Raw genomic sequence first — 18,297 nt, 5'->3', positions numbered from 1 at the left:
CGCCCGGAGTTCAATGATGCAAAGCGCAACGCGTCGCCGGTGGAAACGCTGGGTGGGCGCGGCCCTCGTGGCGGCCGCGCTGATCGCTGCAATGTTCGTGCCCCTGGATGCCGGCGTCACGCGGATCGTCTCCGTGGTCGACATCGCCCGGCCGCCGCAGGATGTCTATGCGTACGTCACGACGCCGGCCAACTGGCCGCGCTGGCACCCGTCCTCGCTCGCGGTCAGCGGCGATGCGGACCATTCGCTGAATGTCGGCGAGACGGTCGTCGAGGATTTCCATGTCGCGGGGCGACGCGGGCGCGCGACCTGGCGCGTCACGCTGCGCGAACCCGCCCAGCGCTGGCGCATCGCCGGCCAGATCAACGGCCAGGACGCCGGCATCGTGACCTATGCGGTCGCACCCATCGAGGGCGGTACGCATTTCCAGCGCGAGCTCGAGTACGGCGCGCACAGCCTGCTGTTCGCGTTCCTCAATGCGGTGACCTTGCGCCGGCAGATCGAAGAGGAATCCGCGCAGGCGATGCGGCAACTCAAGGCAAATCTCGAAAGCGGGCGTTGACGCCCGACGGCCCCGTTCGAACGAGGCGACAGATACCGGCCGAAGGGCTTGCGGCCGCCGGTCTCGGGGCTGTCGATGCGAAGGTGATTGCGGATCAGCAGGGGACCGCGGTCTTTTACGAACGGGTGGGGTTGATCAAGCAGCACCTTGATGTGCGTGGAACGTTTTGCTGACCCTGATCGTTCGCGGCACGGACAACCTTCAGGAGGTCTACGCTGAAATCATGCGGCTTGCCGGGCCGGACACGCAATCGCGTCCGGTCAGCCTGGAAAACCTGCGGGTCAGCTGGACGCCGACAGGCTTCATGCTGGAGGCTCGGGCACGGCGACGTGGCGGGTCGCTGGTGGCGTGTGTCGCACGCGTTCTCGCAGAGACGCTGGTGGCCCGGATCGCCCTGGCGCGCAGCAAGCCCAGCGGCAACTTCGATCCGAAGCGCTATCGAAGCGAGATGACGACCAACACCGACTTCTGCAAGCATGACGACACGTTCTGCTTCGTCATCGACTGCCCGATATCCGCAGTTGACGCGATCAAGCGCTATCTGGCCGAGACCGCGCCTTCACGAGGATTGCGCTACGGGATTCACGTCTCGGATACCGCGCTGATGACCTGCCTGGTCACGTCCCCGTCCGACAGCCTCCACGTGCATTTCGTGGATGGCGGCGGGGGCGGCTATACCAGTGCATCGAGGGGCCTGAAGGGGCTGAGTCGCCCCTGACCCCATCGGCATAGATGTCGGGTTCATCAGGAATCAACGAATCGTTCGTTCCCGAAATGAGGCGTGCCCGACACAATCGCGCCCTATGAATTTCCAACAACTTCGCTCGGTGCGAGAGGCCGTGCGAAGCGGCTTCAACCTGACCGAAGCCGCGCAGGCGGTGGCGTCAACTCGCGCCGGCGTATTCCGCGCGCAGCACCTTGGCCGCCTCGACCATGGCCCGAAGCTTGCCGATCGCGGTTTCGCGCGCGAGGTACTTCATGCCGCAGTCGGGCGCGAGGATGACGTTGGATGGTGCGACGTAGGGCAGTGCCCGCTTGATCCGTTCGACGATCGTCTCGACGGATTCCACCTCGGGGTCCGCGAGGTCGATGCAGCCGACCATCACCTTCTTTCCACTGAGCGCGCTCAGCGCCGAGCAGTCCAGATGCGACTGGGCCGTTTCCACGGAGACTTGCGCGCAGGTGCATTGCGCGAGTTCGGGCAGGAACGAATAGCCTGTCGGCCGCTCGTGAATGATGGCCGCGTAGCCAAAGCAGATGTGAACGGCGGTCGTGCCCTTGATGCCCTCCAGTGCGCGATTCAACGCCTTGAGCCCGTAGAGCCGTGCCTTCTCGGGCCGCGCCTGCATGTACGGTTCATCGATCTGCACGACGTCGGCGCCAGCGGCGAAGAGATCGCGGATCTCCTGGTTCACCGCGTCGGCATAGTCCATCGCGGCCTCTTCCTCGGTCTTGTAGAAATCGTTCTGCGCCTGCTGCAGCATCGTGAACGGGCCGGGCACCGTGATCTTCACCTGGCGATGGGTGTTGGCTCGCAGGAACTTCAGGTCCTCGACTTCGACCGCATGCAACCGCCGGATCCTGCCGACGATGCGCGGCACCGGGTTCGGATGGCCGGAACGATCCAGCGCGGTGCCGGGGTTGTCGAGATCCACGCCGTCGAGCGCCGTGGCAAACCGGTTCGAGTAGCTCTCCCGGCGGATCTCGCCGTCCGTCACGATGTCCAGCCCGGCGTCCTCCTGCGCGCGAATCGCGATCAGGGTCGCATCTTCCTGCGCTGCGTTGAGGTATTGCGGCGGAATGCGCCAAAGCTCGTGTGCCCGCACACGCGGCGGAAAGCGTCCCGCCAGCCTGGCCCGGTCGATGAGCCAGTCGGGCTGCGGAAAGCTTCCGACGATCGTCGTGGGGAACAGCATGTCGATTCCTTCTCTCGGCGTGTGCCTGGATCTTCCCTGCGCCTGCCGGACTCAGTCAAATTGCACCGTGGTGCTGCTCCGGCTGGCGATCGGCCCGGTACAACCGACGAAGACCGGATAGTTCGCGCCCGACTCGATCCTCGCGGGCGCCTTGAAATCGCACTCGACAAAGCTCAGCAGGTTGTCGGCCCGGGCCATCTGGAAGTCCAGGCTCGCCCGCGTGTTGTCGAACACGCAGCGATACGTCAACACCTTGTCCATGTAGGCGAGCGACTTGTGATCGCCCTCGCGCCGGATCGCGTCCTGGACCCAGCCCGCGGGCCCATCGAACGTGCAGTGGTCGATCAACCCCTGGTCGAACGCATACGCCTGCTTGTCGAGCAAGATTCCCGCCTCGCGCTGGTCCTGGAAGAGCACATTGGCCCAGGTAAATCCGGAGAGCTGAAGATCCGGCTGGTTGTGATAGACGCCGACCCGGCCGCCGACCAGCGCGAGATCGAGCATGTCGAAAGGGATCGTCAGCCGCTCGGCGATGGCGGCGCTGAAGTCGACCTGCAAGACCGGCCGCGACGGATCAAGCTGCACGATCGCATGGCCATTGCCGACGATGATCACAGGCCGCCGCACACGCAACGGCGTGCGCAGGCTTACGTCGCGATCGAGCTGGATCACCCGCGGGCCGTCGTCCAGCATGCGCTGCAGGGCGCCGTCGTCCTCCCTCGCCTGGCTGATGTCGACGCGCGGCAAGCGCACCAAAGGCCGGCGGCGCTGCCACCGGGGCCAATCCGGGGGCTTCTCGCGAAGGAACGGCCGCCCGTTGTCGAAGATGTTTTCCCGGCCGGTCTGCAGTCCCGAGCGCCAGTAGTAGGTCCTGGCCGCGTCGCTGTCGATTCCCTGCGCCTCGTGCGCGAACCCGCCGACGCCGGCAAGGAGCACATCGCCGCTCTTGCGGATCTTGATGACCGGCGCCTCGACCTTGCGCTTCTTGTAGCTCTCTTCGTCCAGGCCGAAGACGCTGAAGTTCTTCTGTCCTTCGATCCACAACGCGCCGTTGCGGGGTTCGAGCGCATTCAATGCCGCGATCGCATTGCCCTCGCCCTGCCCGGTCAGGATCAATGCCGGCAGGTCGTTGTTCCAGCCGCCGTCATGCGTTTGCGGGCGCACCCAGCGCACGTTCCGGGTCTTCGTGTTGCGGAAGTCCTGCTGCGATTCAAACAACGACACGAGGTCGATATCGTTCAATTCGGCGCCGCTGGCATGGACCATCGCGCGCAAGTCGCGAAACACGCCCGGCCCGGTCGGCTGGCCGGCCTCGATGCGCAGCCCCTCCGTGACCTGAACGCCGCGAATCTCGAAGTCCCTCGCGCCCTTTTGCAACGTGACGCGCGCAAGCTTCGTGTGGCCGCCAGGCAAGCCCACCAGCGTGTGGCCGCTGCGGATGATGACGTTGCCGTAGTTGCCGGCACCGAGCCGCACGGACTTGTTCTGATCCAGCATTCGCTGCAGGTCCACACCAGGCGGGTCGACGCGCACCGCATCGGGCGGGAAGTAGCGAGCGCCGGGCGCAGCGGGCCCCGCGGCTGCCGCCCGTGAATGCGCGGCCGCTGCCAGCGCAGCACCCAGGGCGATGCGGCAGAACTCTCGCCTGCCGTGCGTCGGTGTCGTCATGGACGAAGTTCCTCTTTTTTTTTCCGGCTAGAACGGTACGTCGCCTTCGACGGTGGTGCGATACAGCTTGCGGCGCAATTCGTCCGGCGTGCCGGCAGCCAGGTGCATGACGGACCGGTTGTCCCAGAACACGAGGTCGTGCGGCTTCCATCGATGCCGGTAGACGAATTCCGGCTTCACGCTGTGCGCGAACAGTTCGGCCAGCAAGGCGTCGCCCTCGTCCTTGGGCATGCCGACGATGCCGGTCGTGAAATGCTCGCTGACGAACAGCGCCTTGCGCCCGGTTTCGGGATGCGTGCGCACCACGGGCTGCACGGCCGGCGCAACCGCGTCGATCTGCTGCTGCGACAGCTTGGGTCGCCAAGGGTTCTTCGAGCGCAGCTCTTCGTACTTGGCAAGGTAGCTGTGCTCGGCCTTCAGCGGCAGCAGGCGCTGCTGCATCGCCGGGCTCAGCGCATCCCACGCGCGGTGCTGGTCGGCGAAGAGCGTGTCGCCGCCTTCGCTCGGCAACTCCTGCGCGTGCAGCAGCGAACCCAGGCTCGGCTTCGGCTTGTACGAGATGTCGGAATGCCAGTACGCGCCCGCATCGCCGAGTCCGATGGGCGCGCCGTTCTCCTTGATGTTCGAGACGATCAGGATCTCGGGGTGGCCCTTCAGGTGGTACTGGTGCAGCACATGGATCTCGAGCGGGCCGAAGCGGCGGCTGAAGGCGATGTGCGCGTCGGGTGACACGTCCTGGTCGCGGAACACCACGACATGGTGGTCGAGGTGCGCGCGATGGATGCGGGCGAAATCGGTGTCGTTGATGGGCTTCGATATGTCGAGGCCGATGATTTCGGCGCCCAGAGGCGCGTCGAAAGGGCGCACTTCGAAGTGCTGGGCGGCAATCGTGGCGACAGTCATGCGGCAAAGTCTACGGCGGCGGCACGCAAGCTGCCGGGCCGCGCGGAAAATCGCCTACGCGATGGCGGTGAGAAAGCTCGCGATCAGCGCTGCGGCAGCCACGACCAGGATGCTGACCGCCAGGTCGCGCAGCGCAGTGCCGAACGAATGGCTGTCTTGCGGATCGGCGGCGAAGTCTTCAGTGCGTACGGGCGAAAGCATGGGCAGATTCTGCGGACCGCGGCAACGGACGCAAACGAACAAATCGTCAGTTGCTTATGCCGGGAATCAACCGTGGCAATCGCCGCAGGACTTTCGCAAACCCTTTTTCGCAAGCTGCTCCGTACAAGCTCCACGGTCAATGTCGACCGGCATGCGAGGAGCTTTCATGTCCCATCATCCTGTCGCCGCCCCGCCGTCCCGCGCGGGCAGCTTGAACCGTCGGTTGTTGCTCGGCCTGCCCGCGGCGGGTCTGCTGGGCGCATGCGCCATGCCGGCCTGGCCACGCCCGCAGGTCTCTACAGGCTCGCTCCGCGTCGACGTGCAGGATCGCGACAGCGGCGAGACGCTGCCCGTCTACACCGGCGGCGACGGCCAGATGTACGTCGCCGGCCGGCCCGGAGCGCGCTACGGCGTCACGCTGCACAACCTGCGCAGCGAGCGCATCCTGGTCGTGATGTCGGTGGACGGCATCAACGTGCTGAACGGCAAGACCGCGGGATGGGATCAGGACGGCTATGTGCTGGGTGCACGCGCCTCCGACCAGATTGCGGGCTGGCGCAAGAGCGATCGCGAGGTCGCGGCATTCGAGTTCACCGCCCCCGGCGACTCGTATGCATCGCGCACCGGGCGCCCGCTCGACCTGGGCGTGATCGGCTTCGCGGTGTTCAGCGAGCGACGGCCCGAGCCGCGACCGGTGCCAAGGCCACCGATGATTCCGGCTCCGATGCAAAAGGACGGCAGCGCCGCAAGCGAGGCCGCGCCGGCCGCAAAGGCCGAAGCGCCCGCTGCATCGCAGCCATCGGGCGCCGGCGCCGCCAACGACGCTGCAGCGCCCTCATCGCTGGCCCGCCGCGAGCGCTCGGCCATCGAGGAGCAGAAGCTGGGCACCGGCCATGGCCAGCGCGAGGAATCCATCGTCACGCACACGCGTTTCGTGCGCGCGCGCAGCACGCCCGACGAGGTGATCGCACTGCGCTACGACAGCCGCGCCAACCTGATCCGCATGGGCATCATTCCCGGCCCGGACGACCGCTACGCACGCCCGCGACCTTTCCCGCAAGCGCCGCAGGTCGGCTACGTGCCGGACCCGCCAATGCGCTAGGGTGAAACACCCTCGAAGCGCCTGCCGCGGGTGCCCACGAACAGACCTCGCAGACCTCGCAGACCTCGCAGACTCGCAGACTCGCAGTACTCGCAGACCTCGCAGTACTCGCACCGGTTTCATGCGCCGCGCAATTCGCTCCAGCGTCGGCACTGACATCGCGCTCAGCGTCGCGCCGAGCGGTAGAGGCCTTCCACTTTTGGAACATTGGCTTCGAGGATCTTGATGCGGTCGGTGCCGCTCGGGTGTGTCGACAGGAAGCTCAGGCCGCCCGACTTGCTGGCCTGCGCCATCTTCGTCCACAACGTGATCGACGCATTCGGGTCGTAGCCCGCACGCGCCGCGAGTTCAAGCCCCACCAGGTCGGCATCGGTCTCGTCGCTGCGGCTGAACTTGAGGGTGATGAGTTGCGTCGCGCCGCGCGCCGCCAAGTCGCCCATCTGGCCCCAGCCCAGCAATTGCGCGCCGATCGACAGCGCCGCGCCGGTGCCGGCGTTCTTGGCCATCCGCGCACGCGCATGCTCGCGCAGGGCATGCGCCATTTCGTGGCCCATGACCATCGCGATCTCGTCGTCGGTGAGCTTCAACTGGTCGAGGATGCCCGTGAAGAAGGCAATCTTGCCGCCGGGCATGCAAAAGGCGTTGATCTGCTTGCTGCCGATGAGGTTGACCTCCCACTTCCACTGTTTGGCGCGCGGGTTCCACTGGCCGACAAACGGAATAAGCCGCGCGGCAATGGCCCGCAGGCGTTGCAGTTGCGGGTTGCCGTCGCCGGCCAGCGCGCCCTTGGCACGGGCTTGCACCAGCAACTGGCTGTATTGCTGCGTGCCTGCCTGCTCGATCTGGTCCGCCGGCACGAGATTCCGCGCCACCGAAGGCTCGCCGACATCGACCTGTGCGAGCGCCGGCCCCGCGACCGAAGCACCCGCCGCGAGCAGGAAAGCGCGGCGCGCGAACAAGGAACCGGCGGACTGGAAATTGCAGCATGAACACATGCGGGAATAATAGCCAGCACCCGCTGCCTGCCATTCATGTCCCCACCTTCCGCCGACCAAGCCCTTCCCGCTCCCGAAGAACGCAAGCTCCCCTGGCGCGAATCGCTCGAGGTCTATCTCGAGCCGGCCACGCTGCGCATGCTGGCGCTGGGCTTTTCCGCCGGACTGCCGCTGCTGCTGGTGCTCGGCACGCTGAGCTTCCGGCTGCGCGAGGCGGGCATCGATCGCGCCACCATCGGTTTCCTGAGCTGGGTCGGGCTGGCCTATGCCTTCAAGTGGGTTTGGGCGCCGCTGGTCGACCGGCTGCCGCTGCCACCGCTGACCACGCTGCTCGGAAGACGCCGCGGCTGGCTTCTGTTCGCGCAGGGGCTGGTGATCACAGGGCTGGCGGGCATGGCGCTGAGCGACCCGCGCGACGGATTGCATCCGCTCGTGTGGTGCGCCTTGCTGGCGGCGTTCGGCTCGGCCACGCAGGACATCGCCCTCGACGCCTTTCGCATCGAATCGGCCGAGACGCGCAAGCAGGCCGCCCTCGCGGCGGCCTATCAAACCGGCTATCGCCTCGCGATGATCTGGGCTGGTGCGGGCGTGCTGTGGGTGGCGGCCTGGGCCGAGGCGAGCGACGCTGGCGGCTACCAGAACGCAGCGTGGCGCACGGCCTACCTGGTGATGGCCGCATCGATGTCCGTCGGCGTGCTCACGGTGCTGCTGTCCCCCGAGCCCGTGCGCCGTCCGCTGGCCGCGCCGAAGAACGCCATGGCGTGGCTGGAAAGCGTGCTGATCGAGCCGTTCGCCGACTTCATCCGACGCTACAAATGGCAGGCCGCGCTGATCTTGTCGCTGATCGCCATCTACCGTATCAGCGACGTGGTGATGGGCATCATGGCGAATCCGTTCTATGTCGACATGGGCTTCACCAAGGACGAGGTGGCCACGGTCAGCAAGATCTTCGGCGTGATCATGACGCTGGTCGGCGCCTTCGTCGGCGGCATCCTGTCGATGCGTTTCGGCGTGATGCGCGTGCTGATGCTCGGCGCCGTGCTCAGCGCGGCCAGCAACCTGCTCTTCGCCTGGCTGGCCACGCGCGGGCACGACCTCACCGCGCTGGTGGCGGTGGTGTCTGCCGACAACCTCGCGGGCGGCATCGCGTCGGCCGCGTTCATCGCCTATCTGTCGAGCCTGACCAACATCAACTACTCGGCCACGCAGTACGCGCTGTTCAGCTCGATGATGTTGCTGTTGCCCAAGTTCATCGCCGGGTATTCGGGCGTGTTCGTGGACCGCTACGGCTACATCAACTTCTTCACCGCCACCGCGCTGCTCGGCGTGCCGGTGCTGGTGCTGGTGGCGCTGGCTGCCAGGGCCGGGAATACGTCCGGCGACGCGTAGTCGGCTCGTCCAGTCGAGGCGCACTGCCAGGCAAAGGTGTCGCAAAACTCTCACGCGGGAATGGTTTGTGAACTGGTAGGCTTTCGGGTTCCCTCCCTTCGGCTTTCCCCTCTCTCCCAACGTCGTGCCTACCAGGATTCCGCCCCTTCGCATCAGCGCATTCACCGCCACGTCGGCGCTCGGCGTCGGCAAGGCGCCAACGCTCGCCGCACTCGAACAAGAGCGCAGCGGCCTGCGCGCCAATGACTTCGGCGATGCCCCGCTGCCCACGTGGATCGGCCGCGTCGAAGGCGTCGAGGACATCCGGCTACCCGAGCCGCTCGCAACCTGGGACTGCCGCAACAACCGGCTGGCCTGGCTCGGCCTGCATGCCGATGGCTTCATGGAAGCCGTGGCGGCGGCCCGCGCGCGTCATGGCGCGGCGCGCATCGCGCTGATCCTCGGCACCTCGACCTCCAGCATCGGCGAAACCGAATTCGCCTACACGCAACTGACCGCGGACGGCAAGTTCACGCCCGAACAAAGACGCCCCGCCCTGCACACGCCGCATTCGCTGGCGATGTTCGTGCAACACGTGCTGCAACTCGAAGGACCGTGCGAAACCATCTCGACCGCATGCTCCTCCAGCGCCAAGGTGTTCGCCTCGGCGGAGCGGCTGATTCGCCTGGGCCTGGTCGATGCGGCCGTGGTCGGCGGTGTCGACACGCTCTGCGGCAGCGTGCTGTACGGTTTCAACTCGCTCGAACTCGTGTCGCCTCAGCCGTGCCGCCCGTTCGATGCCAGACGCAACGGCATCAGCCTGGGCGAAGGCGCAGGCTTCGCGCTGCTGGAGCGCGGGCCGGGCGCGCTCGAATTGCGCGGGTATGGCGAATCGAGCGATGCGCATCACATGTCGACCCCGCATCCCGAAGGCCTCGGCGCCGAACACGCGCTGGATGACGCACTGGCACGCGCCGGCCTCGGCACCGACGCGATCGACTACATCAACATGCACGGCACGGCCAGCATGAAGAACGACGAGGTGGAAGGCGGGCTGGTGTCGCGGCGCTTTCCGGCGACCACGCATGCCAGCTCGACCAAGGGCTTCACCGGTCACACGCTCGGCGCGGCCGGCATCGTGGAAGCCGTGATCAGCCTGCTGGCCATCCAGACCGGCCTGAAGCCCGGCACCGCCAACTGCGTGGAACTCGGCGCGGGCTTCGGCCCGCAGATCAAGCGCAGCCCGGCGCGCGGCGAGGTGCGATATGCGCTCTCCAATTCGTTCGGCTTCGGCGGCAACAACTGCGCGCTGATCTTCGGCAAGGGAGCATCGGCGTGAGCGGCCAGGTGATGCCCCCGACCCTCTATATCGAAGGCCCGGCGTTCTGGGCGCCCACCCTGCCCGGCTGGGAGCTGGCCCGTGCCGCCTTTCGCGGCGAGGGCGAGCTGGCCGAACCGCCCGCCAAGCGGCCCTCGCCGCAACTGCTGGCACCGGCCGAACGCCGCCGCGCGCCTGACACCGTGGCGCTCGCGCTCGAAGTGGCGAGCGCGGCAGTCGCCGCCTCCGGCCGCAACGCAAAGGACCTGCCCTGCGTGTTCGCTTCCGCGCACGGCGACCTCGGCATCAACGACTACATGTGCAGCACGCTCGCCAGCGATCCGTCGCTGCTGTCGCCGACCAAGTTCCACAACTCGGTGCACAACGCAGCGGTCGGCTACTGGAGCATCGGCACGGGCTGCATGGCGGCCAGCAATTCGGTCAGCGCGTTCGAAACCAGCTTCGCCGCCGCCCTGCTGGAGGCTGCGACGCAATGCGCCGCGGACCAGCAAGCCATCCTGCTGGTCGGATACGACGTGCCGGCCGTCGGCCCGCTGGCCTCGGTGACCACCAGCCGCGGCCTGATGGCGGCGGCATTCGTGGTGTCGCCGGTGCGCACCGAGCGCGCGGTGGCGTCGTTCGACTGGGCGCTGGAGTCCGGCCCCTCGCAGGCGCCCGTGCTGCATTCGCTGGCTGCCAACGCCCTGAACACCAACTCCATCGCGGACGCGTTGCCGGTGTTCGAGGCGCTGGCCTGCGGCAACGGCCTGCCGTTGAAAATGCCACTGGCGCCAACGATGTCTCTGCGCCTTTTGCTCCACTCGCTGCCAGACTGAGACCCCATGACCGGAGCCGCCCCCCCAGTACACGACGTCGTGATCATGGGTGGCGGTCTGGCCGGCCTCACGCTGGCCTTGCAGCTCAAGAACCGCTTCGAGGACATCGACGTGCTGGTGCTGGAGCGGCGCGGCCATCCGGTTCCGCTCGCGGCGCACAAGGTGGGCGAATCGTCGGTCGAGATCGGCGCGCACTACTTCGACACGGTGCTGGGCCTCAAGTCCCACATGCAGCAGGTGCAGTTGCGCAAGTTCGGTTTCCGATTCTTCTTCAGCGAGGGCCGCCGCGACATCGACTGTGTGACCGAGATCGGCGCCAGCCGCTATCTCTCGGTGCCGAGCTACCAGATCGACCGCGGCATCTTCGAGAACTACCTGGGCGAAGAGGCCGCGCGGCGCGGCGTGCGCTTTATCGACAGCGCGATGGTCGGCGGCGTCGACCTGAGCGACAGCGCCGATGCGCCGCATCGCCTGCGCTGGACCGTCGATGGCGTGACCTACGTCGCGCGCACGCGCTGGCTGGTCGACGCCTGCGGGCGTGCCGGCCTGCTCAAGCGCAAGCTCGGCCTGGCCCGGCCCAACGCGCACGACGCCAACGCCGTGTGGTTCCGCATCGGCGAGCGCATCGTCATCGACGACTGGAGCGACGACCCCGAGTGGCGCGCGCGCTGCGACCCGCAAGCGCGGTGGCTGTCGACCAACCACCTGGTGGGCGCGGGCTATTGGGTCTGGCTGATTCCGCTGGCCTCCGGCTCGCACTCGGTCGGCATCGTGGCCGACCCGAAGCTGCATCCGCTCGACACGATGAACACCTTCGACAAGGCGATGGACTGGTTCAGGACCTGGCAGCCGCGCCTGTACGACGCGCTCGACGGCAAGCGCGACAAGCTGCAGGACTTCATGTTCCTGCGCAAGTTCTCGTACGGCTGCAAGCAGGTGTTTTCCGCGCGGCGCTGGGCGCTGACCGGCGAGGCCGGCCTGTTTCTCGACCCGTTCTACTCGCCGGGCAGCGACTTCATCGCGATCAGCAACACCTACATCGCCGACCTCATCGCGCGCGACCGCGCCGGCCTGGGACTGGAGGCGCGGGCGCAGGTCTACGACCAGATCTACCACTCGTTCTACGAAAGCACGCTGGCGCTCTACCAGGACCAGTACCCGCTGTTCGGCGACCCCGAGGTGTTGCCGGTCAAGGTGATCTGGGACTACACCTACTACTGGGGCGTGCTGTCGCAGATGTTCTTCCAGCAGAAGCTGACGCACCTCGCCCTGCTCGGCGAGCTTCGGGAAGACCTGGTGCACTGCCAGCGGCTCAACGTCGCCATGCAGGCCTTCATGCGGAGCTGGTCGGCCGTGAGCGAGAAGCGCAACCCGGCCGTGATGCTCGACCAGGCCGCCCTGCCCTGGTTTGCCGGACTCAACCGCAGCCTGAACGACAAGCTCGACGACGACGGCTTCCGCCAGCGCGTGCGCGCCTCGGCGGCGCTGCTGGACGAGTTGGCACGCGAGATCGTCGAGCGCGCCAACCGTGCGCATCCCGGCCTCGGCAGCGGCACGCTCGGCGCCTTGCTGGACCAAAGAATGGCCGGCCTGGCGGCGCGAGAACCCCGGGAGGCGCAGCCCGCCATGCTGTTCCTCCAGGCATCGGCGATAGGTTAGTCTCGCTTTCCGTTTACGCAACTTTACGCGGCGTTCAACCCGGCTTGGCGGGCCGGGACGACGATCCTTCAATGAGCAATCCGCAACTCCTGATGATCGAAGACGACGCGCGGCTGGCGCAGATGGTGAGCGAATACCTCACCCAGTCCGGCTTCGGCGTCGAACATGCGCTGGATGGCAACACCGGCATGGACCTGCTGCAAGAGCATGCGCCCGATCTCGTCATCCTGGACCTGATGCTGCCCGACGTCGACGGCCTCGAGGTGTGCCGCCGCATCCGCGCCTTGCCTGGTCCGCTGTCGAAGGTGGCCGTGCTGATGCTCACCGCCAAGGGCGACCCGATGGACCGCATCGTCGGCCTTGAAATCGGTGCCGACGACTACCTGCCCAAGCCCTTCGAGCCGCGCGAGCTGCTCGCCCGCATCCGTGCCGTGCTGCGCCGCCGCAGCGAGCCCAGCGCCGCCCTTGGGGCCGCCATGCTGATGCGCTTCGGCACGCTCGAGATCGATCGCAACGCGCGCACCGTCACCGTCGGCGGCGCGCTGGCCGATCTCACCTCCTATCAATTCGACCTGCTGGCCGCGATGGCCGAGCGCGCCGGCCGCGTGCTGACGCGGGACCAGATCATGGAAGCCGTGCGCGGCCGCGAACTCGAAGCTTTCGACCGTTCCATCGACGTGCACATGGGCCGCATCCGCGCGGCCATCGAAGCCGATGCGAAGAACCCGAAGCGCATCCTCACCGTGCGCGGCGTCGGCTACGTCTTCGCCAAGCAGCAGGACTAGATGCTGAACCTCTACTCCCGCCACCTGTACGTCCGCATCTGGCTGGCGGTGGTTGCGGGCGTGGTCGTCCTGACGCTGACCGCCGGCTGGGTGGTGCGCTGGGCGACCGACAACGAGCGCGACCGCATCTCGGTGCTTCCGCGCACGGTGATCGTGCGCGACGCCGAAGATCGCATCATCGGCACTGGCCAGGCCACGCGCGTGCGCGGCCAGGGCTTTGAATTCGACCTGACCTTGAGCGATGGCCGCGCGCTAACGCTGCAGATGCCGCCGCGCGACCAGGCTCTTGGCCCGGCTGGCCGACCACCGCCACCGCCCTGGCGCACGCCGTTCGGCTTCACCTGGATGATCGTGGTGGTGGGGCTCGCGGTGGCCCTGGGCGTCTACCCGATCGTGCGGCGCCTGACGCAACGGCTCGAAGCGCTGCAGCGCGGCGTGCAGCGCTGGGGCGAAGGCGACCTGTCGGCGCGCGTGCCGGAGCAGGGGCAGGACGAGGTGGCCGATTTGTCGAAGCGCTTCAACGCAGCCGCCGCGCGCATCGAGACGCTGGTGAGCTCGCACAAGTCATTGCTGGCCAATGCCTCGCACGAGTTGCGCTCGCCGCTCACGCGCATTCGCATGGGGCTCGAATTGATCGGCAATGACAGGGGGCCGGCACTTGGCGCGCCCACGGCCGCAGCCAAGGCCGAGATCTCGCGCAACATCGGCGAACTCGACCAGCTCATCGACGAGATCCTGCTCGCCAGCCGGCTCGATGCGCACGAGGCGGACATAGGCACGATCGAGACGGTCGACCTCACCGGCCTGGCCGCCGAGGAATGCGCGCGTGTCGGCGCCGAACTCGACCTGGCCGACGGCACCTCGAGCAACAGCCTCAACGTGCCCGGCGTGCCGCGCCTGCTGCGCCGCGCCGTGCGCAACCTGCTGGAGAACGCGCGCCGATATGGCGCCGGCGAGATCAGCGTCGAACTGAAGACCGATCCGCGCAACGCCGAGGTCCGCGTCAGCGACCGCGGCCCGGGCGTGCCGGCGGCCCTGCGCGAGCGCATCTTCGAGCCCTTCTACCGGTTGCCCGGCGCGAGCGAGCGCGAGGGCGGCGTCGGGCTCGGCCTCGCGCTGGTGAAGTCGATCGCGGAGCGGCACGGCGGCAGCGTGCGTTGCGAATCGCGCACCGGCGGCGGCGCCAGCTTCGTGATCGCACTGCCGCGCTGAGCCGCGCAAGTCGCGCCTAGCGGCAAGCGGCCGCGCACCTAAAATCGCGCCCCATGCTCAGAACAAGACTCGTCCGCTACACAGCGGCCTTCTGGGGTTTTGTGGTCTACATGCCGGTCGGCATGAACTACGGCGCCGCGCTTTTCCTCCTCATCGCCATGCTCGTCGCCGGCGGCTGGCACGAGCGCGGGGCCAGGATGCGTGCCAGTCCGATGTGGTGGCCGATCGTCATCTACCTGGCATGGACGCTGGTCGTGCTCGCCATCGGCCAACACTATCCCGAGACGGCGGAGAACCTGTTCCACGGCATCCGCATTGCCTCCACGATGCTCCTGGCGACGGCGCTTTCGCGCGAGGAGGCGGTGTGGGCGCTGCGCGGATTCCTGGTCGTGTCGGTAATCAACTTCTTGCTGATCGCGCTCCATGAGGCCGGCGTCCTGCCCGATACCCAGATCTGGCATGCCGTCACCATCATGAAGGGCAACAAGTCGATCAACAATGCGCTGCTGTTCACGGTGCTGGGCACCTCGGCCGCCGTGCTGGGACTCGCGCACCTGAGCGACACGCGGCGGTGGCACTGGGCCGGGCCTGCGTTCGTTTTCACGGTGCTGATGGCACTCCTCGTCACGCTGATCCTGCCTTCGCGCACCTCGCTCGTCGCGATGCTGGTGTGCATGGTCGCCGCCTGCGTGCACCAATGGCGCAGTCATCCGCGCGTGCTGGCTGCCGCGCTGGTGGCCGTATTCGCGGTGTCGGGCCTGCTGGTCTGGCAGGCGCCGGCCTCGATGAAGCAGAAATTCGAACTCGGGCTGCAGGAACTCGAGCAGGCGGAGGCCGGTGAAGTCTCCGAGGCCAGCATGATCACGCGCTACCTGATGTACCGCGAGACCACCGCGATGATGATGGAAAAGCCGCTCACCGGCCTGGGCATCGGTGCCTGGACGAGCGAGTGGAAGAAGCGCGGCCCGAAGGTGCTCGACTACAAGAACATGCCGCACAACGACTACCTGTGGATGGGCTCGCAGGGCGGCATCCCGGGGCTGTTGTCGCTGCTCTTCATCATGGTCGCCGGCGTGTGGGTCGGCTGGCGGCGTGCCGACCTGACCGGGCGCCTGGGCTTCGTCACGATGCTGACGATGCTGATCGCCGCAAGCCTCAATTCCGCGATGCGCGACGCGCAGATCGGCCTGAGCCTGCTGTGGATCTCGTTCCTCTACCTGCGGCTGGTCGAGGAAAGCTGCAGCCCCTGGCGCGAGGTGCTGCCGCAGCGCCTGTCAGGCGTCTTCCTCAGTGCCGATGGCCGGCCGACTCACCCGCTTTGAGGCGGTAGACGGTGCCGCAATAGGGACACTTGGCCTCGCCGGTGCGGGCCACGTCGAGGTAGACCTTCGGGTGGTTGTTCCACAGCGGCATGTCAGCCTTGGGGTTGGGGCAGTACACGCCGCCCTGTTGGTTCAGTTCCTTGCCGAGTAGTTCGACGACAGCATCGGTGGCCATAGCGGTTCAGACCTTGGTGAGCCAGTGGGCGTATTTGGGATTGCGGCCGTTCACGATTTCGAAGAACGCATTCTGGATCTTCTCGGTGACGGGGCCGCGCGAGCCGGCGCCGATCTCGACGCGGTCGAGTTCGCGGATCGGCGTGACCTCGGCGGCGGTGCCGGTGAAGAACGCCTCGTCGGCGATGTAGATCTCGTCGCGCGTGATGCGCTTCTGGATCACCTCGATGCCGAGGTCCTTGGCGATGTGCAGGATGGTGTTGCGCGTGATGCCGTTGAGCGCGCCGGCCGACAGGTCGGGCGTGTAGACCACGCCGTCCTTGACCACGAAGATGTTCTCGCCCGCCCCCTCGGAGACGAAGCCGCTCGCATCGAGCAGCAGCGCCTCTTCGTAGCCATCGTCCAGCGCCTCCATGTTGGCGAGGATCGAGTTGCTGTAGTTGCTGACCGCCTTGGCCTGCGTCATCGTGATGTTGACGTGGTGGCGCGTGTAGCTCGAGGTCTTGACGCGAATGCCGCGCTTCATGCCTTCCTCGCCGAGGTACGCACCCCAGGCCCAGGCGGCGACCATCAAGTGGATCTGGTTGCCCTTGGGGCTGACGCCGAGCTTCTGCGAGCCGATCCAGGTGAGCGGGCGCAGGTAGCAGCTTTCGAGCTTGTTCTCGCGCACCACGGTCTTTTGCGCCTCGTTGACCTCGTCCTTCGTGAACGGGATCTTCATGCGCAGGATCTTGGCGCTGTTGAAGAGGCGGTCGGTGTGCTCCTCGAGCCGGAAGATCGCTGTGCCGTTGACCGTGTCGTAGGCGCGCACGCCCTCGAATGCGCCGCAGCCGTAGTGCAGCGTGTGGGTCAGCACGTGGATCTTGGCATCGCGCCAGTCGACCAGCTGGCCGTCCATCCAGATCTTGCCGTCACGGTCGGCCATCGAAGGCGCGGGGGGAACGAGGGCGCTCATTTGTTGTGTCCTTGGGAGGGGGTCGGGGAGCCGGCGATTTTAGGCGACGCCGGCCCTTTGCCGCGGTCGCGTGCCATCCGGGGAAATTCGTCGTGTGGCACCGGGCAGTGGCCGGTTCGGCTTCATCGCGCGGGCGGCGACAATGCGCGGCTTTCGTCAAAACGCTTCTGCACAACGCTTCAGGAAAGAGTGCCAGTGTCCTTCTTCAAGAACGTCATCGTCTACCGCATCGAATCTTCATGGTCTGCCACGCTGGAGCAGGCCGAACAGGCGCTCGACGCCCACCGTTTCATCCCCTGCGGCGCCACGCAGGAAAAGTCCGCCGGCTGGATCGAGCCGCGCGGCCAGGCGAATGGCGCGCTGGTCGAATCGATCGGCGGCCAGTGGCTGCTTGAATTCATGATCGAGGCCAAGGCGGTTCCGGCCTCGGTCGTCCGCCGCAAGGTCGACGAGCGCTGCGCGCAGATCGAGGCCACCACCGGCCGCAAGCCCGGCAAGAAGGAAAAGCGGGACCTCAAGGAAGATATCGCGCATGAACTGCTGCCGATGGCCTTCACGCGCCAGGCCAAGGTCACGGTCTGGATCGACCCGGCCGAGCGTCGGTTGGTGGTCAACAGCTCCAATGTGACACGCGCCGACGAGGTCGTGACCGCGCTGGTGACGGCCCTCCAAGGCTTCGGCGTGGCGCAGTTGTCGACCACGATCGAGCCGGCCGCGGCGATGTCGAATTGGCTGTCGACGCAGGAGCCGCCCGCCGGATTCACCATCGACCGCGAGTGCGAACTCAAGGCCAGCGACGAATCGAAGTCGGTGGTGCGCTATGCCAAGCACCCGCTCGACATCGAGGAGGTGCGCCAGCACATCGCCGACGGCAAGCGCCCGACGCGCCTGGCCATGACCTGGGACGACCGCGTGTCCTTCGAGCTGACCGAAGGCATGCAGTTGCGCAAGATCGTGTTCCTCGAAGGCACGGAAGGCACCAGCGCGATCAAGGACGGCAAGGAAGACAACTTCGACGCCGACGCGGCGATTGCCACCGGCGAACTCGGCCAACTGGTGCCCGACCTGCTGGAAGCGCTCGGCGGCGAGATGGCGCTGGGTGTTGCGGCGCCAGTCGAGAAGGTCCAGGCGCCCGTCGATGCGGAGACTGAAGACGCGCCGTTTTGAAGTTAAACGACCCTGAAGCGCATGCGGCGCCTCCCCCTCCAGGGCCTCCAGGGGGCGCACCCGGCGGCCCGGCAAAGCCGGTTCCGTGGGTGCCCACGAACAGACTTCGCCGTGCTCGTCCTGGTTTCATGCGTCCCGGTCACGCGATGGCGTG

The 18,297-nt window shown here is 66.9% G+C and carries 18 protein-coding genes; 11 read left to right on the top strand and 7 right to left on the bottom strand.

Annotated elements, in window-relative coordinates:
• The first annotated feature begins 52 nt into the window (after window positions 1-52).
• A complete protein-coding gene (locus tag WKW80_RS26045) occupies window positions 53-562 on the top strand; it encodes an SRPBCC family protein (RefSeq protein ID WP_340366475.1) in 510 nt (169 codons plus the stop codon).
• A 166-nt stretch (window positions 563-728) separates the two neighbouring features.
• On the top strand, window positions 729-1,280 hold the full coding sequence (locus tag WKW80_RS26035) for a DUF3095 family protein (RefSeq protein ID WP_340366474.1): 552 nt from the start codon (window positions 729-731) through the stop codon (window positions 1,278-1,280).
• 166 nt (window positions 1,281-1,446) lie between these two features.
• Here the strand turns inward: WKW80_RS26035 and WKW80_RS26025 are convergent, their stop codons facing one another.
• The 4 genes from WKW80_RS26025 to WKW80_RS26010 are packed head-to-tail and all read right to left on the bottom strand — an operon-like array spanning window position 1,447 to window position 5,250.
• The gene (locus tag WKW80_RS26025; protein ID WP_340366473.1) at window positions 1,447-2,478 is read right to left on the bottom strand and encodes a uroporphyrinogen decarboxylase family protein; all 1,032 of its coding nucleotides are present in this window, start codon (window positions 2,476-2,478) and stop codon (window positions 1,447-1,449) included.
• 51 nt (window positions 2,479-2,529) lie between these two features.
• Complete coding sequence (locus WKW80_RS26020; protein ID WP_340366472.1) at window positions 2,530-4,146, bottom strand: hypothetical protein; 1,617 nt, start codon at window positions 4,144-4,146, stop codon at window positions 2,530-2,532.
• Between the two features lie 27 nt (window positions 4,147-4,173).
• Window positions 4,174-5,049: a TauD/TfdA dioxygenase family protein gene (locus WKW80_RS26015; RefSeq protein ID WP_340366471.1), complete on the bottom strand. Its 876-nt coding sequence runs from the start codon at window positions 5,047-5,049 to the stop codon at window positions 4,174-4,176.
• 54 nt (window positions 5,050-5,103) lie between these two features.
• Complete coding sequence (locus WKW80_RS26010) at window positions 5,104-5,250, bottom strand: hypothetical protein (protein WP_340366470.1); 147 nt, start codon at window positions 5,248-5,250, stop codon at window positions 5,104-5,106.
• A gap of 166 nt (window positions 5,251-5,416) precedes the next feature.
• Here WKW80_RS26010 and WKW80_RS26005 point away from each other — a divergent pair, with 166 nt between their 5' ends.
• Complete coding sequence (locus WKW80_RS26005) at window positions 5,417-6,352, top strand: hypothetical protein (protein ID WP_340366469.1); 936 nt, start codon at window positions 5,417-5,419, stop codon at window positions 6,350-6,352.
• Between the two features lie 164 nt (window positions 6,353-6,516).
• Here the strand turns inward: WKW80_RS26005 and WKW80_RS26000 are convergent, their stop codons facing one another.
• Window positions 6,517-7,347 (bottom strand): M48 family metallopeptidase, encoded by an 831-nt coding sequence (locus WKW80_RS26000; protein WP_340366468.1) that lies wholly within the window; start codon window positions 7,345-7,347, stop codon window positions 6,517-6,519.
• A 36-nt stretch (window positions 7,348-7,383) separates the two neighbouring features.
• Here WKW80_RS26000 and WKW80_RS25995 point away from each other — a divergent pair, with 36 nt between their 5' ends.
• The 7 genes from WKW80_RS25995 to WKW80_RS25965 all read left to right on the top strand — a co-directional run bounded on the left by WKW80_RS25995 (window position 7,384) and on the right by WKW80_RS25965 (window position 15,847).
• Window positions 7,384-8,736, top strand: coding sequence for an AmpG family muropeptide MFS transporter (locus tag WKW80_RS25995; protein ID WP_340366467.1), 1,353 nt, complete (start codon window positions 7,384-7,386; stop codon window positions 8,734-8,736).
• A 124-nt stretch (window positions 8,737-8,860) separates the two neighbouring features.
• Window positions 8,861-10,054 (top strand): beta-ketoacyl-[acyl-carrier-protein] synthase family protein, encoded by a 1,194-nt coding sequence (locus tag WKW80_RS25990; RefSeq protein ID WP_340366466.1) that lies wholly within the window; start codon window positions 8,861-8,863, stop codon window positions 10,052-10,054.
• Window positions 10,051-10,869: a beta-ketoacyl synthase chain length factor gene (locus WKW80_RS25985; protein WP_340366465.1), complete on the top strand. Its 819-nt coding sequence runs from the start codon at window positions 10,051-10,053 to the stop codon at window positions 10,867-10,869. The genes WKW80_RS25990 and WKW80_RS25985 overlap by 4 nt, the downstream gene beginning before the upstream one ends.
• Before the next feature lie 6 nt (window positions 10,870-10,875).
• Window positions 10,876-12,528, top strand: coding sequence for an NAD(P)/FAD-dependent oxidoreductase (locus tag WKW80_RS25980; protein WP_340366464.1), 1,653 nt, complete (start codon window positions 10,876-10,878; stop codon window positions 12,526-12,528).
• A 71-nt stretch (window positions 12,529-12,599) separates the two neighbouring features.
• A complete protein-coding gene (locus tag WKW80_RS25975; RefSeq protein WP_340366463.1) occupies window positions 12,600-13,313 on the top strand; it encodes a response regulator in 714 nt (237 codons plus the stop codon).
• Window positions 13,314-14,525 (top strand): ATP-binding protein, encoded by a 1,212-nt coding sequence (locus WKW80_RS25970; protein ID WP_340366462.1) that lies wholly within the window; start codon window positions 13,314-13,316, stop codon window positions 14,523-14,525.
• 53 nt (window positions 14,526-14,578) lie between these two features.
• Entirely contained in the window at window positions 14,579-15,847 is a 1,269-nt protein-coding gene (locus WKW80_RS25965; RefSeq protein WP_340366461.1) for an O-antigen ligase family protein, read from the top strand.
• On the opposite strand, the gene WKW80_RS25960 is transcribed toward WKW80_RS25965, so the two are convergent.
• Together WKW80_RS25960 and WKW80_RS25955 are read right to left on the bottom strand one after the other, a co-directional pair.
• Complete coding sequence (locus WKW80_RS25960; RefSeq protein WP_340366460.1) at window positions 15,813-16,022, bottom strand: zinc-finger domain-containing protein; 210 nt, start codon at window positions 16,020-16,022, stop codon at window positions 15,813-15,815. The genes WKW80_RS25965 and WKW80_RS25960 overlap by 35 nt on opposite strands.
• A gap of 6 nt (window positions 16,023-16,028) precedes the next feature.
• Complete coding sequence (locus tag WKW80_RS25955) at window positions 16,029-16,976, bottom strand: branched-chain amino acid transaminase (protein ID WP_340366459.1); 948 nt, start codon at window positions 16,974-16,976, stop codon at window positions 16,029-16,031.
• A 195-nt stretch (window positions 16,977-17,171) separates the two neighbouring features.
• Between WKW80_RS25955 and WKW80_RS25950 the strand changes: the two genes are divergently transcribed.
• Window positions 17,172-18,143 carry a recombination-associated protein RdgC gene (locus WKW80_RS25950; protein WP_340366458.1) on the top strand — a complete coding sequence of 324 codons (972 nt, stop codon included), beginning with the start codon at window positions 17,172-17,174 and terminating at the stop codon, window positions 18,141-18,143.
• Window positions 18,144-18,297: the final 154 nt, after the last annotated feature.

This window comes from Variovorax humicola (assembly GCF_037889915.1).
GTDB classification, from domain to species: domain Bacteria; phylum Pseudomonadota; class Gammaproteobacteria; order Burkholderiales; family Burkholderiaceae_C; genus Variovorax; species Variovorax humicola.
Note: the sequence above shows the minus strand (reverse complement) of the source record. Positions and strands in the feature narration are given on the sequence as shown.